Source organism: Undibacterium sp. JH2W, assembly GCF_049340425.1.
Lineage (GTDB): Bacteria > Pseudomonadota > Gammaproteobacteria > Burkholderiales > Burkholderiaceae_D > Undibacterium.
In genome coordinates, this window is record NZ_JBMPOT010000010.1 from 210,045 (window position 1) to 222,786 (window position 12,742).

Annotated in this window: 12 protein-coding genes; 5 read left to right on the forward strand and 7 right to left on the reverse strand. The window is 53.2% G+C overall.

What is annotated here, in order from left to right; translation table 11 throughout:
* Positions 1–68: 68 nt before the first annotated feature.
* The gene (locus ACO0LC_RS16970; RefSeq protein ID WP_423005155.1) at positions 69–1,463 is read right to left on the reverse strand and encodes an MATE family efflux transporter; all 1,395 of its coding nucleotides are present in this window, start codon (positions 1,461–1,463) and stop codon (positions 69–71) included.
* A gap of 98 nt (positions 1,464–1,561) precedes the next feature.
* Positions 1,562–3,247: an SgrR family transcriptional regulator gene (locus ACO0LC_RS16975; protein WP_423005157.1), complete on the reverse strand. Its 1,686-nt coding sequence runs from the start codon at positions 3,245–3,247 to the stop codon at positions 1,562–1,564.
* Between the two features lie 138 nt (positions 3,248–3,385).
* On the opposite strand from ACO0LC_RS16975, the gene ACO0LC_RS16980 reads away from it, so the two are divergent.
* The 5 genes from ACO0LC_RS16980 to ACO0LC_RS17000 all read left to right on the forward strand — a co-directional run bounded on the left by ACO0LC_RS16980 (position 3,386) and on the right by ACO0LC_RS17000 (position 7,173).
* On the forward strand, positions 3,386–4,726 hold the full coding sequence (locus tag ACO0LC_RS16980) for an MFS transporter (RefSeq protein WP_423005159.1): 1,341 nt from the start codon (positions 3,386–3,388) through the stop codon (positions 4,724–4,726).
* Positions 4,727–4,900: 174 nt separating this feature from the next.
* On the forward strand, positions 4,901–5,824 hold the full coding sequence (locus ACO0LC_RS16985; RefSeq protein WP_423005161.1) for an SPFH domain-containing protein: 924 nt from the start codon (positions 4,901–4,903) through the stop codon (positions 5,822–5,824).
* 15 nt (positions 5,825–5,839) lie between these two features.
* Positions 5,840–6,295: a hypothetical protein gene (locus ACO0LC_RS16990; protein WP_423005163.1), complete on the forward strand. Its 456-nt coding sequence runs from the start codon at positions 5,840–5,842 to the stop codon at positions 6,293–6,295.
* Positions 6,295–6,513 (forward strand): hypothetical protein, encoded by a 219-nt coding sequence (locus ACO0LC_RS16995; protein WP_423005165.1) that lies wholly within the window; start codon positions 6,295–6,297, stop codon positions 6,511–6,513. Before ACO0LC_RS16990 ends, ACO0LC_RS16995 begins: the two co-directional genes overlap by 1 nt.
* Before the next feature lie 54 nt (positions 6,514–6,567).
* Positions 6,568–7,173 carry an ACP phosphodiesterase gene (locus tag ACO0LC_RS17000; RefSeq protein WP_423005167.1) on the forward strand — a complete coding sequence of 202 codons (606 nt, stop codon included), beginning with the start codon at positions 6,568–6,570 and terminating at the stop codon, positions 7,171–7,173.
* Here ACO0LC_RS17000 and ACO0LC_RS17005 read toward each other — a convergent pair.
* From ACO0LC_RS17005 to ACO0LC_RS17025, 5 genes are all read right to left on the reverse strand, one after another.
* Positions 7,170–8,273, reverse strand: coding sequence for a patatin-like phospholipase family protein (locus ACO0LC_RS17005; RefSeq protein WP_423005169.1), 1,104 nt, complete (start codon positions 8,271–8,273; stop codon positions 7,170–7,172). The two genes, ACO0LC_RS17000 and ACO0LC_RS17005, sit on opposite strands and share 4 nt — an antisense overlap.
* Positions 8,270–8,842 carry an aminoacyl-tRNA hydrolase gene (pth, locus tag ACO0LC_RS17010; protein WP_162043524.1) on the reverse strand — a complete coding sequence of 191 codons (573 nt, stop codon included), beginning with the start codon at positions 8,840–8,842 and terminating at the stop codon, positions 8,270–8,272. Before pth ends, ACO0LC_RS17005 begins: the two co-directional genes overlap by 4 nt.
* Positions 8,843–9,252: 410 nt before the next feature.
* Positions 9,253–9,453, reverse strand: a complete 201-nt coding sequence (locus tag ACO0LC_RS17015) for a hypothetical protein (protein WP_423005171.1) — start codon at positions 9,451–9,453, stop codon at positions 9,253–9,255.
* 157 nt (positions 9,454–9,610) lie between these two features.
* A complete protein-coding gene (locus tag ACO0LC_RS17020) occupies positions 9,611–12,046 on the reverse strand; it encodes an FtsX-like permease family protein (RefSeq protein ID WP_423005173.1) in 2,436 nt (811 codons plus the stop codon).
* A 13-nt stretch (positions 12,047–12,059) separates the two neighbouring features.
* Positions 12,060–12,740, reverse strand: coding sequence for an ABC transporter ATP-binding protein (locus ACO0LC_RS17025; protein WP_423005175.1), 681 nt, complete (start codon positions 12,738–12,740; stop codon positions 12,060–12,062).
* Positions 12,741–12,742 lie beyond the last annotated feature (2 nt).

Here is a 12,742-nt window from a genome sequence, read left to right on the forward strand (position 1 = left end):
ATAGATATTCAGTAGCAAATTTGATATTGCCATCTTCAGTTTATGAGATTTTTTAAGACTTGCCTGACTCAGGCAAGGGCATTGCTCAAGCCTGTAGCTTGCCTGATCCTGCGTTTGCTGAGTTGGTGCAGCAAGGATGTCAGCATAATACCGGCGATGGTCAGGCCCAATACCAGTCCTATCCAGAAGCCGCGTGCTGCCATCGGCTGTTCGGGATGCCAGGGCAGCCATGCCGGTGCCAGACCCAGCAGGCAGCCTATAGGCAGGGCAAAGCCATAAAAGGCCATCAGGTGTATCAGCATGGGTGTGCGTGTAACTTTGTAGCCGCGTATGGCGCAGGATGCCGTGACCTGGGCAGCATCTGATAACTGGAAGATCGCTGCATACAACAGCAGCTCAGATGCCAGGGCCTGCACCGCCGGGTCAGAGGTATAGGCAGCCGCGACCAGGTCGCGGAAGAGCATGATGCCCAGCGCCGATATGACGGCAAAGCTGGTTGACAGTGCATAACCTGTCCAGGAGATAAAGCGCGCCCGTTCCGGGTCGCCCTCACCCAGGGTTTGCCCTACCCGGGTGGTCAGGGCGATGCCCAGGCTCAGTGGCACCATGAATACCAGGGATGAGAAATTCAGGGCAATCTGGTTGGCCGATACCGGCACCACACCAAAGCGGGCGATCAGCAAGCCGACCGCGCCAAAGGCTGAGACTTCAGCAAAATAAGTGACGCCTATAGGCAAGCCCAGGCGCAGGGTAGAACGGATTTCTGCCCAGTTCGGCGCTTCATAATGGCTGAAGGGGAAGGTCTCTTTATAGGCAGCGGCACGACGCATCCAGAATATCATGGCAGCCAGCATCAACCACAGGCCTGTGCCGGTTGCCAGCGCGCAGCCAGTGGAACCCAGTTTGGGGAACCCCAGATGGCCATAAATAAATAACCAGTTCATGACGATATTAAAAGTCAGGCCACCCAGCGCGATCATCATGACAGGCTTGGTCTGGTTCAGACTGGTGGTGTAGCCATACAGGGCACGGTACATGGCAAAGGCGGGCATGCCCAGGCTGATGACATGCACGAATTGCGAAGCCTTGGCATTGATGGCGGGGTCGAGTTGCAGATAATTGAAGACCAGGGTGGCGATATTCAAAAGTACACAACCGATCAGGCCTACACCCAGGCCCAGCCACAAGGCCTGGCGCACCATGTGTGGCACACGCTCATGGTTTTCTGCACCGACTTCATGGGCGATGACAGTATTTACCGCCATCATGATGCCCATCACGCTGACCAGGATGATTACCCAGACATTCGCACCCAGTGACACTGCGGCAAGGTCATTTGCACTGAGATGGCCGGTCATGGCCACGTCGGCCACACTCATGCCTACCGTGGCAAGTTGTCCTATCAAGACAGGCCAGGCGATGGTCCAGAGGGCGGCGGCTTCAGTACGGATGCGGGTTTTCATGCAGGGCAAACAAAGAGGAATGGGACCAGCATCTTACCGTAGAAAGCAAATTCCTTACTTTCTTCAGGATTTCCCTAGGTGGATTCCAGCGCCTTATTTTAATGTCTTAGCCATAGCTCGTTGAATGACACAAAACCAAATGGCGTCATCCTGACACCCGCCACATGGGGGGCGATGCTGACCAATTGGTTTTCATGCGAAATCGGGATCATCCAAGCTTCTTGTACCAGGCGTTTTCCTATGCGGGCATAGGCTGTCATGCGGCGTTTACTATCCGCCTGTGCCTTGATTTTCATTAAATCAGCATTCAGGGATTTCAATGCGGCTGCAGGCATCCAGCGGCGAAAGACGCTGTCGGCAGAAAACCATTCAAAGCAACCAAAATCCTGGTCATCATGCATAACTTCACGGGCCACCACCAGATCGGCGTCCTTCACCCATTCGCGGGCCATTAATTGGTCAAAGGGCAGGCTGGTCCAATTGACGATGAAGCCAGCGGCTTCCAGTCTTTGCTTGACGGCTTGCGCCAGGCTCAGTATTTCCTGGGTCTGGCCACTGACCATGCGTAATTTGTGGCCAGCCTTGAAGCTGCTGCACCTGGGTTTTTTGGCGACGCGATGTTTCCAGATTGCGAGCAAGCCCGATGCCGGTTTTCTACTGCGCTCCTCCGGGTCAAACAGGGTCTCCGGTGCCAGCCAGTCTGCCAGGGCCAGTCTTTGTTCTGCAGTCTTGAAAAGACTGCGGGCAGAATTGCAGATGATATAAGTGCAGCCAGATTCTGCACCGACTATGCTGTGTTTCTTTGTACTGTCTTGATGGGCATGACCAAACTGCAAATCAAATCCCGATGGGCCGGATGGCGGAGGCAGCATCCATAAATCAATTTCATCAAGCAGAGGGCGTTCGCGATAATAGTCCTTGAAAGCCTGCAGGGTCAGCTGGTAGGGATTATTGCGTATGATGCGAAAAGCACCGCTGCCTACCGGGAAGCGGTCAAAATCTGCCGCGCGCTGGCGTGGCACGATGGAGGAATTGGCCGTGGCCAGGCAATGTGGCCATAAATGATCCGCATGTGCCAGGTAAAAACTGACACGCAGGCTGGGCCCGGTTTCTATATGCAGCAAATGGTGATACAGGCGTTGGTAAATTGCGGGCTCGTCGCGCAGGCGCAAAATACTGGCCTTGACATCTTCTACGCCCAGTTCGCGGCCATCATGAAAACTCAGACCGGGACGTAACCAGAAATGCCAGACCGTTGCGTTTTTCTCGCTTTCCCAATGATGGGCAATCGCAGGGCGCAAGGCATTTTGCTGGTGATCAAAAGTCATTAGCCGCGAAAAAATTTGCCGTGCCAGGTGGGCCTCGAGGCGGCCATGAACTTTCAGAGGATCCAGGCTTTCTACGCTGCGAAATAAGGGCATGCGCAAACTGCGACTGGCGCTGTCCGGCATGCCCAGGTAATCAGGCAGGCGGCTGGCCAGTTGCTGACGCTGGTTGCCGTCCAGGCTGGCAAAGGCTTGCTCAAGGTCGCCGCGGGCCAGCAAGTGCGACAAATGATCCAGCGCCAGACTATCCGGACTTTGCAAAAGCTGCAGTTGCGAGTGATGGCCACGTCCACGTCCGGCTTGCCAGCTCAGCCAGCCTTGTGCTTGCATCTTCGCCAGTAGGTTACGCATATTGCGCTCACTGCAATGCATGGCCAATGCCAGAGCGGGCAGGCCGGGTTGTTGCTCATGCTGCTGCAAAAAAATGTGCAGCTTGCGATATTGATCCAGTAATTTCATGCAGGCTTAGACCAGGTGAACATCAGCTTCATAAAAGGGGAAAAAACTTTTTTTATTATATCCATTTTTCCTTTCTGCTTTTTTAAACATACTGTCCAACATCAGTAAGCCCTGTTATTGAATGCTCGAAAAAGGAAGATGATGGTCCGCTTTCCCAATGCCGTGATACGGCTTTTATGCAGCTCATTTGTGTTTGTCATGGGGCGTGCGGTGGCATTGCCTTTCATGGCCTTGTACCTGACCGAGCATCTGGCATTGAACCAGCAAGTCATAGGCTGGATCCTGGGCGGCAGTATTTTCTTTTCTACCTTGTTCAGTTTGTATGCTGGCTATCTGGCAGACCGGCTCAGTAAAAATTTTCTGATGAAAACAGCGGGTGTCGTGGTTGCCATTTGCACGGTTTCATTGACAGTCGCACCGAATGCCTGGACAGTCTTGCTGGCCCTGATGTGTATAGAGTCAGCACTGACCTTGCGCGGCATTTCGCTGAAAGCCACCTTGGCCGACCTGTTGCCGCCAGAACAAAGGGCGAAGGCATTTTCGTTTAATTACATGCTCATCAATGTGGCATTTTCATTGGGACCATTGCTGGGAGCATGGTTGTTTGCCATCAAGCTGACTGGCCCCTTGTGGCTGGCGGCAGGCTTCTCGCTGCTGGCATCGCAGGTACTCGGCAAGCCAGCCGTGACCAACAAGGTCAGTGCAGAAATTAAATCCAGCCCAGCAGGTTTTAAAGCGACCATGCGGGTATTGCGAAGTGACCGCCGCCTGGTCTTGTTCAGCATGGGCAGTGTGCTCACGTCGTTTGTTTTTGGCCGCTTTGTCTCGGGCTATTTATCGCAATACCTGATCGTCAGCCAGGGCGCGCAGGCCGCAGCACAATTGCTGCCCTTTATCCTCATTAGCAATGCGGTGACAGTGGTGCTCTTGCAGTATCCCGTGGGCAAACTCATGCAGCAAAAATACCTGTTTCGCTGGGTGAGCCTGGGTGCCACTTTATATGCCGTGGGCCTGTTCGGTTTCATGCATGCCAGCACAGCAATGAGCTGGGTAGTGGCTACCCTGGTTTTCACGGTGGGGGAAGTGATAGTCATCCCCTGTGAATACATGTTCATAGACATGATAGCGCCTGCCGACAAGCGTGGCAGTTACTATGGAGCACAAAGCCTGGCCATGTTTGGTGCTGCTCTGAATCCCGTCGTCTGCGGTTTCTTGCTGGCGCATTTTCACAGCGACGTGATGTTCTGGGTGTTGATCTCAGCAGCCTTGCTGGGGGTATTGATGTATTTTGCCGGAACTCATAGTCAAGCTGGCAAAGCAGGCAAACCTGCTCAAATTGTGGAAGAGCCTATGTCCACAATAGCAGCCATGCCGGAAGTGCTGCCAGAAGCCAGCAAGCCGCAGGCCAGTTCTCCTGTTCTGACGGCTAGTCAGCAGCTCGCCGGGAATCGCATCAAGAAATTGTTTCCCTTGTCCTGAGTTCCATTTCTTTCTTGTGTCTCTAGTGTCTTTATTAGGCTGCCCCTAAAGGGCAGCCTTTTTCCTTTTCGGTTTTTGCATATTCCGTGCATATGCAATTTCCTTGACATTTCCATATTTGCGCCCTAAAGTGATATCACTTTGATTTCAAAGTGCCATCTATCAGGAGAAAGTATGAGTACTACCTCAGTGTCAGCGAATGCAAAAAAATTAATACAAGAGCGTTCCCGCCCATCGCTAGACGGTTATTTCATGATTATTGTTGGCCTGCTGCTGGTGGCAGGTGGTGTGTATAGCTTTATCGACCTGCTCAGTCACAGTGGCGACCCTTATATTCCAGGAGTATTGGCGCGCCTGGCTGTGGTGGTGGTGGGTATTTTTACCCTCACTGGCCTGTACATGCTGCAACCGAATGAAGCGGCTTTATTGTCATTGTTTGGACAATACAAGGGTACGGACCGCAGTGAAGGCCTGCGCTGGGTCAATCCTTTTTATGCCAAACGCAAACTCAGCCTGCGTGCCCGCACCCTCAATACTGCAGCTTTGAAAGTCAATGACAAGCGTGGCAATCCCGTGGAAATTGGCGCTGCCATAGTCTGGCGTGTGCAAGATACCGCGCTGGCGATTTACAATGTCGATGACTTTGAACGCTTCGTTCACATACAGGCAGAAGCTGCCATACGCCACCTGGCCACCCAGTATGCCTATGACGATGGTGAAGACCTGGCTGAAGGCGAGACTACGCTGCGTGCAGGCATGGATGTAGTTGCCAGTGCCATGCGTGATGAATTGCATAATCGCTTCACGGCAGCCGGTATAGATGTAGAAGACGCCAAACTCACCCACCTGGCTTATGCGCCAGAAATTGCCCAGGTCATGTTGCGCCGTCAGCAGGCAGAAGCCATCATCAGCGCCCGCAAGAAAATCGTGCATGGTGCGGTCAGCATGGTCGAAGCTGCCTTGCAGGGTTTGTCCGAACGCAAGATATGCGAACTCGATGATGAAAGAAAAGCTGCCATGGTCAGCAATTTGCTGGTAGTGCTGTGCTCGGATAAAGAGACCCAGCCCGTCATCAATACTGGCACTTTATACAATTAAAAACGGAGACGCATCATGTCTAATCCTGTCTACATAGAAAAGCAATGGCTGAAGTTATTGTGGATTATTTTGCCTGTCAGCACCGTGCTCTTATTCGCGGTGCAAATGAAATATCTGGGCCAGGGCCTGATAGCGATCAAACTGGCATTGCCCCTGGTCAGTGTGTTGACCTTGGTATTTTTAGGGTGCCTGACGACCGTGGTGGATGCCAGCCACTTACGCTGGTATTTTGGCCTCGTTGGTTTTCCTTCCTGGAAAATTGCCTTGTCAGATATTGCCTCGGTAGAAGCCACCACGACCAGCATGATGGATGGTTACGGTATCCGCTTCACCAGCAAGGGCATGCTCTATAACGCCGCTGGCAAGGCAGCGATACTGGTGGTTTTGCGCAATGGCAGAAGCATACGCCTCGGCACCCAGGATCCACAGCGCCTGCTCAGTTATCTGACACCTCGTTTGACTGCCAGATAATGGCTAGCCCAGGAAAAAAATCCTTCCCCCTGCGCATCGATCCCCTGTTGTGGAACGAGATCGAGCGCATGGCGGCACAAGAGCTGCGCAGTGCCAATGCCCAGGTTGAATACCTGCTCAGGCAGGCCTTGAAACAGCAAGGACGACATATACCTTCGGCAAAGGCAGTGACAGATGCCGAAGGTAAAGATGACAATCTGCCAGACGAGCAAAGCTGAAGAGATTAAGGCTGGCAGCAGGTAAGCACAAAGCCCGTTATACTGGCCTCATCTATGAATTATCTCGCCCACATTTACCTGGCCCAGCATAGCGATCACGCCATGCTGGGTGCCTTGCTCGGTGACTTTGTCAAACTGAAAGACACCGTGCTTTATCACCCTGAGATCCAGGCCGATATCCAGATGCACAGGCTGGTCGATAGCTATACCGACAGCCACCCCATCGTCTTGCAGGCCAAAGCCTTATTCCAGGATCAGCACCGCCGCTATTCCGGCATTTTGCTTGATATTTTTTATGACCATGTGCTGAGCCAGCATTGGCCACAAGACAGCCCTGCTCCACGCCAGGAACTGATACAAGGCTTTTATGCCGCCTTGCAAGCGCAGTCAAAAATAATCTTGCCCGACAACCTGCAGGCCGCCTTGCCGCGTATGCTGAGTCAGGACTGGCTGGGGTCTTATCATGAATTTGACGGTGTCAGAATCGCGGTAGAACGCACTTCGCAAAGACTGTCAAAGAATGGTGATTTGTTGCGTGCAGGTCTGGATGATTTGCAAAGCAACTACGATGCATTAAGCAAAGGTTTTCAGGAATTTTTCCCCGAGCTTAGACAGTATGTCACTGCGCAGCGCGGGCAAATGCAATCTCAGTCAAATTAGAAATTCAAGGCCTGTACCAGGTCCAGATTTGGCTTATCGACAAAGGCTGCAAAGTCATCCCGCATGCGTGCGCTTTCGCTGATCGCCAGTTTCCAGTTCTGGATGCGGAAATCATGGTTCGTGCCGTAATAGAAAAAGTCCTTGCGGTCTGGCAGCTTGCTACGCGTCAGCCTCTTCAGGAAAGACGGCGACGGTGACACCATGATCACATTATCCAGCCATTGGCGATTGGCACCCATGCCAGCCCTGCGCCAGGGCAAGGGTTTATCCAGCCAGCCGGGCACGATGTGATCGGTAAAATGCGGGTAGAGCACCAGGTCGCCATCCTTGCTGCCTGCCACGCGGGAATAAGGCAGGGCCAGGTGATAATCGATGATGCCACCATCCCAGTAAGTGCCAGCTGGCGCATGCGGGATATGCGCGACTGGCTCCATGATCAGCGGCAAGGTGCCGGATGCCAGTAGCGACCAGCCCAGGTTATCTGTTTTCAGCGGGCAGAAATGCGTATCAAAACCATCGAACTTGGCTTTCAGCCAGAATAGCGGGTCGCGCGTATCGCCTACAATCACGCGGTCCATATGCCTGGCCAGTTGTGAGCGCGAAGCCAGGTTGGCAAAGGTCGCCGCCACAAAGCCAGCCTTGGCTTTGTTCACCGATCTGGGTGCGCTCAACAAACCGCGGCCACGCACGGCCAGTAAATGCAACCTGTGCAAAGGCTGGTTGACGATTTCTGCTTCATGTCCACCGATGAAGTCATGCAAGAGATTCTGGATTTCCCGCGTTACATACTGAGCAGAAGGTTTTTCAGGATAACGCTGTTCGCAATACAAATCACCCAGGCGCTGGAAAGCCGCCACCGGATCAGCATGGCTGGCTGCTGCCATGCGCCAGGCACCGATAGACGCACCGATCAGCGTGCGTTCACGCGGTGCTGTTGGTAACCATGTACCAAATAGCCATTGATCCAAAGCCTGCAATATCAAACCCTTGGGGCCGCCAGCCGCTGCCGGAATAATGGCAACGTCCTGCGCACGCAAGCCATGCTCACGCAGATGCGCGTAGGCTTTGCGACCGGCATGGATTTGTATGGCTGAACTCATTTTGTCGTATGGAGCTGCATCATCGCTTCAGGAAATTTACCTTCAACCAGCAAGGGTAACACGGCCAGGCTATTGGCGATGGCTTCATCTATCGGCCCCTGTTCTTCCTTGCGTGGCCTGTGCAAGACAAAGTCGGCCACACCCTGCGTCAAATTCAGGCTACGCGGGTGGCCTATGCCTATGCGCAAACGCCAGTAATCCTGGGTGCCCAGGGCTGCCGTAATATCTTTCAGGCCATTATGCCCGCCAGATGAGCCACCCAGTTTGAGCTTGGCAATACCAGGCATGATATCCAGTTCATCATGCACCACCAGCACCTGGTCAGGCGTGATCTTGTAGAAGCGGCAGATAGCACCTACCGACTGCCCGGAACGGTTCATGAAAGTTTGCGGCTCCAGCAGCCATACCTCTTGATTGGCAATGCGAGTCTTGCCCACCAGGGCATTGAAGTTCTTGTCTCTTTGCAGGCTGGCTGGCAATTGGTCCACCAGCCAGAAGCCGGCATTGTGGCGGGTTTGTTCATATTCAGGGCCGGGGTTACCCAGGCCGACGATCAGGCGTATGGTCATTGCTAAGTTGGTATCTTGTTATTGCAGGACTGCTGTCCTGTGGGAATGAGGGGTATTATAACTAAGCTCAATGCGCTAAGGTATTAAAGCGAAAGCGGGGTCGTGAGAAGAGCATTGGGGGCTGTTGCTTGCCTGTCATTTCACGTATATGCTCGGCGCTCAATCCCGAGCAATCTTATTAATGTCATTCCTGCGTGTTTTTGGCAGGAATCCACCGGGCTGGCGCTCCAGCGGCGGTCGTGGCATATCGTGAAGTGCATTAATTTCAGATTTTTATTATTTTGCGTATCTGTTTTTAAGAACCTGTGCACATAATTTCCGATCGCTGGCCGGTGGTAGACCGGCGGCTACACACCTTTTTGCTTCGCCAAAAAGTTGTGCCAAAAAGGCGACCCAGGCATCGTCGCCCCCTAAAGGGGGTTCCCGTTTGTGCAGTACAAAAAATGGGAAGGCCCGAAACTCGCCTGCGGCTCAGACAGCGGTCCTTCTTTTTCCATTTTCTGTACTGCACAAACGGCGTCGACACATGGGGACTGCGGAAAAGCAAAAGCAAAAGCAAAAGCAAAGGCAAAGGCAAAGGCAAAGGCAAAGGCAACACGACCTTTATTCATATTTTTATCAGCGAATAATTGAACGGCCTGTTCAAAAAAACTCCCGTGCCTGCATATTCAAAGAACACGCAGTTTTGGGTGCACGGGACAAAGAGGGTTGGGTAGGTCTGTTTTTTCCATGTCTCACGAACTTAGATCCGAAAGGCACGGACTTTAATCAGGCATGCAAGGACAGCGCAAGCCGCTGGCGGCTTGCCTTTCTTGCTTGCAGGGCGACGGCGATGAAGGCGATGAGACCGGACCAGAGCAGGGAGAATGCCAGGGTCCACCAGGCGATGGGTGCGCGTTCTATATAGCTGGCCAGGTAGCGTTCTATGGTGATGCCAGCGACCGGCAGGGCGATGGCGGCAGACAGTAAAGTCAGTAAGCCTATCTCTCGCATCACCAGTGTAGCGATATGGCGTTTTTCGGCGCCATAGAGCTTGCGCAGGGCGATTTCTTTTTCTCTTCTTTGTACGGTATAAGCTGACAAGGCATAAGTGCCAAATGCAGCGATGGCGAGAGCGATGAGGGTGGAGATGGAGAGTAAACGACTCAGTCTTTGGTCCTCTTCATAATTGGCATCGAGAATTTGCTGGGCGCTATGCATTTCCAGCAGTTTGCCAGGGAAGTAGACCGGCCACAGGCTTTGCAGGGTGCTGGCCGTTGCTGCAACTGAATCACGGCTGCGTATGCTGAGTGCTGTGCCTGCGACCCAGAGTTCATAAGCAATGGCACGTGGTGCTTCATGCAGGGAATGGAAGCGCAATTCCGGGGCTATGCCTATGATGCGCTTGCTGGCCTGCTTGCCGTCGAATTGCGTATACACCAGGACTTTTCCTAGCGCTGCTTCTGGAGAGGCAAAGCCCAACTGGCGTGCTGCCACTGCATTCAATACCATGGGTTCGGCATCGCCTTCCTTGTCCAGTTTGGCATCGAACAAACGTCCTGCGACAGGCTTGATCTGGTAGGTATTAAAAAAATTGACACTGACAGATTTCATGTCGGGGGCGATAGATGCGCCACCCGGTAGTTTGACATCCATCAGCCAGGGATTGATATAGCGCCCTATTGCATCGGTGGAAATCGCCATGCTGGCAACCCCTGGATTTTTTGATAGCGCAGCCATCAGGCCCAGGGCATTCTTGCTTTCACTGGCAGGCTCGGGCAAATCGACGACCAGTAGTGGCGCTGCGTCAAAACCAGGTGAAGCTTTAATCGCAAATTCAGCTTGCCAGGCAATCGCCAGGGTGACACTGGCCAGACCCATGGCAGTAGCGATCTGCAAGACTGTCATCAGCCTGCGCAATTGCCTGCCTTGCGTCGATTCGCTATCCGGGCGGCCTGCCAATACCTGGGTAGGGCGGGTGCGAATGGCAATCCAGGCGGGGTAGATGGCTGTCAACACAGCCAGAAACATGCCTAAGCCTATGGCGGCAGCAATATTGGCACAGGAGACTATGCTATCAAGCTTGCGGTTCATTAATTCTGCAAACAGTGGCAAGGCCAGGTAAGCCAGCAATAAACCCAGCCCGGTTGCCAGCATGGAGACCAATAAAGATTCAGCCAGGAATTGCAGGATGATTTGGGGAATGCTGGCACCGAGCACCTTGCGCATGCCTATCTCGCGTTGCCTGCGCAGAGTACGCACGGTCGCCAGATTGACATAATTGATGGCAGCCAGCACCAGGATCAGGATGGCGATGGCAGTCAAGCCTTTGATGATGGCTGGATCGCCACGATCGCCAGGCATGGTAATGGGATTCTTTGCGATTTCCTGGTCAAAATAGGCATCCCGCAAAGGCAGGAGACTGAGATCCATGGCCTTGCGTGTACCCAGGCGCGCCTTGGCATCGGGCAGCATATTGTTTTGCACGCTGCCAGCATGATCGACGATATCTTGCAGGGCGGCAGTGATCGCAGTCAGTGAACTGCCTCGCTGTATGCGTATGAACAGTTTGGCATTTGCGCCATCGGCACCCGTCAATGCCTCGGCGCGTGCATCATCAGGTATCAGTACAGAATTGATGCCAACCAGGGCGGCAAAGGGTATCGTGGTATTGTCTGCCGGGTCACGCAAGATGGCAGCTACGCGCAGACTTTTTTCCGCAATTTTTATGGATTGACCAAGCGCGGGAGATAGTCCAAATATTTTTCTGGCAGCACTTTCGGTCATTGCCAGATTTTCAGGGCGTTCCAGTGCTAACTTGAGATCTCCGTCAATTGCCTGCAAGCCCAGCATTTCTGCAAAGCCTGGCAAGGTGGGAAGAATCTTGAGCTTGCTGAGATTGTCAGCTATGCGAATAGTGGCTTCCGGTTTTTGAAAATAACCGCTGATATCAATGACACCAGGGATCTTCTTGCCAGGCAGGCGCAACAGGGCGGGGGCCTGGTCAAACCTGGCTTCTGCCGGATCGACATTGTATTTGTGCTTGATGACATATACTTCGTCGGCATGCGGGATCTGGCTATCATATTCATAGGCATAACGCACAAAGCCCAGCATCAGCAGGCAAAAAGCCATACCTATGCCCAGTATCACAATGCTGGTAGCTGAATATCCTGGTTCTTGCGCCAGCACGCGCCAGCCTATGCGGAAATCTCTTATTTTCATCTTGATCTCCCGCTCAGGCAGCTTGCAGGGCATCGACCACGATGCGGCCATCAAGCAAGTGCAGGGTGCGTGAAGCCTGTGCCGCATGCGAAGGCGAATGCGTGACCATGACCACGGTCGTACCTTCTGCATTGATGGTGCGCAGCAAACGCATGACTTCATCACCATGGGCACTGTCCAGGTTGCCAGTAGGTTCGTCAGCCAGCAAGACTGCAGGATTGGCGATCAGGGCGCGGGCAATGGCAACGCGTTGCTGCTGGCCGCCAGACAGTTGTGAGGGCCGGTGATTGGCCCTGTGGCTGATGCCCAGTTTTTCCAGCATGGCAGCAACACGCGCGCGTCTTTCTTTTGTCGGGGTGGCGGTATATTCCAGTGCCAGTTCCACGTTCTCGGCCACAGTCAATTCTTCTATCAGATTAAAGCTCTGGAAGATGAAACCTATACGGCCACGACGCAATTGATTGAGTTTGTTTTCACTCCAGTTGGAGATGTCCTGGCCTTCAAATACATAGCTTCCATGGGTAGGTATATCCAACAGGCCCAGCAAGCCCAGCAAGGTGGATTTGCCGCAGCCAGATGGCCCGGTGATGGCCACATATTCACCCGCATCAATATCCAGGTCTATCTGGTCCAGTGCCGTGGTTTGCACTTCGCCTGTGATATGGATTTTGCTGACAGCTTTGAGTTTTATCATCT

Bases quoted from the DNA above. Each gene is read 5' to 3' on its own strand.
- ACO0LC_RS16970 (WP_423005155.1), bottom strand. From the start codon at position 1,463: ATGAAAACCCGCATCCGTACTGAAGCCGCCGCCCTCTGGACCATCGCC.
- ACO0LC_RS16975 (WP_423005157.1), bottom strand. From the start codon at position 3,247: ATGAAATTACTGGATCAATATCGCAAGCTGCACATTTTTTTGCAGCAG.
- ACO0LC_RS16980 (WP_423005159.1), top strand. From the start codon at position 3,386: ATGATGGTCCGCTTTCCCAATGCCGTGATACGGCTTTTATGCAGCTCA.
- ACO0LC_RS16985 (WP_423005161.1), top strand. From the start codon at position 4,901: ATGAGTACTACCTCAGTGTCAGCGAATGCAAAAAAATTAATACAAGAG.
- ACO0LC_RS16990 (WP_423005163.1), top strand. From the start codon at position 5,840: ATGTCTAATCCTGTCTACATAGAAAAGCAATGGCTGAAGTTATTGTGG.
- ACO0LC_RS16995 (WP_423005165.1), top strand. From the start codon at position 6,295: ATGGCTAGCCCAGGAAAAAAATCCTTCCCCCTGCGCATCGATCCCCTG.
- ACO0LC_RS17000 (WP_423005167.1), top strand. From the start codon at position 6,568: ATGAATTATCTCGCCCACATTTACCTGGCCCAGCATAGCGATCACGCC.
- ACO0LC_RS17005 (WP_423005169.1), bottom strand. From the start codon at position 8,273: ATGAGTTCAGCCATACAAATCCATGCCGGTCGCAAAGCCTACGCGCAT.
- pth (WP_162043524.1), bottom strand. From the start codon at position 8,842: ATGACCATACGCCTGATCGTCGGCCTGGGTAACCCCGGCCCTGAATAT.
- ACO0LC_RS17015 (WP_423005171.1), bottom strand. From the start codon at position 9,453: ATGAATAAAGGTCGTGTTGCCTTTGCCTTTGCCTTTGCCTTTGCCTTT.
- ACO0LC_RS17020 (WP_423005173.1), bottom strand. From the start codon at position 12,046: ATGAAAATAAGAGATTTCCGCATAGGCTGGCGCGTGCTGGCGCAAGAA.
- ACO0LC_RS17025 (WP_423005175.1), bottom strand. From the start codon at position 12,740: ATGATAAAACTCAAAGCTGTCAGCAAAATCCATATCACAGGCGAAGTG.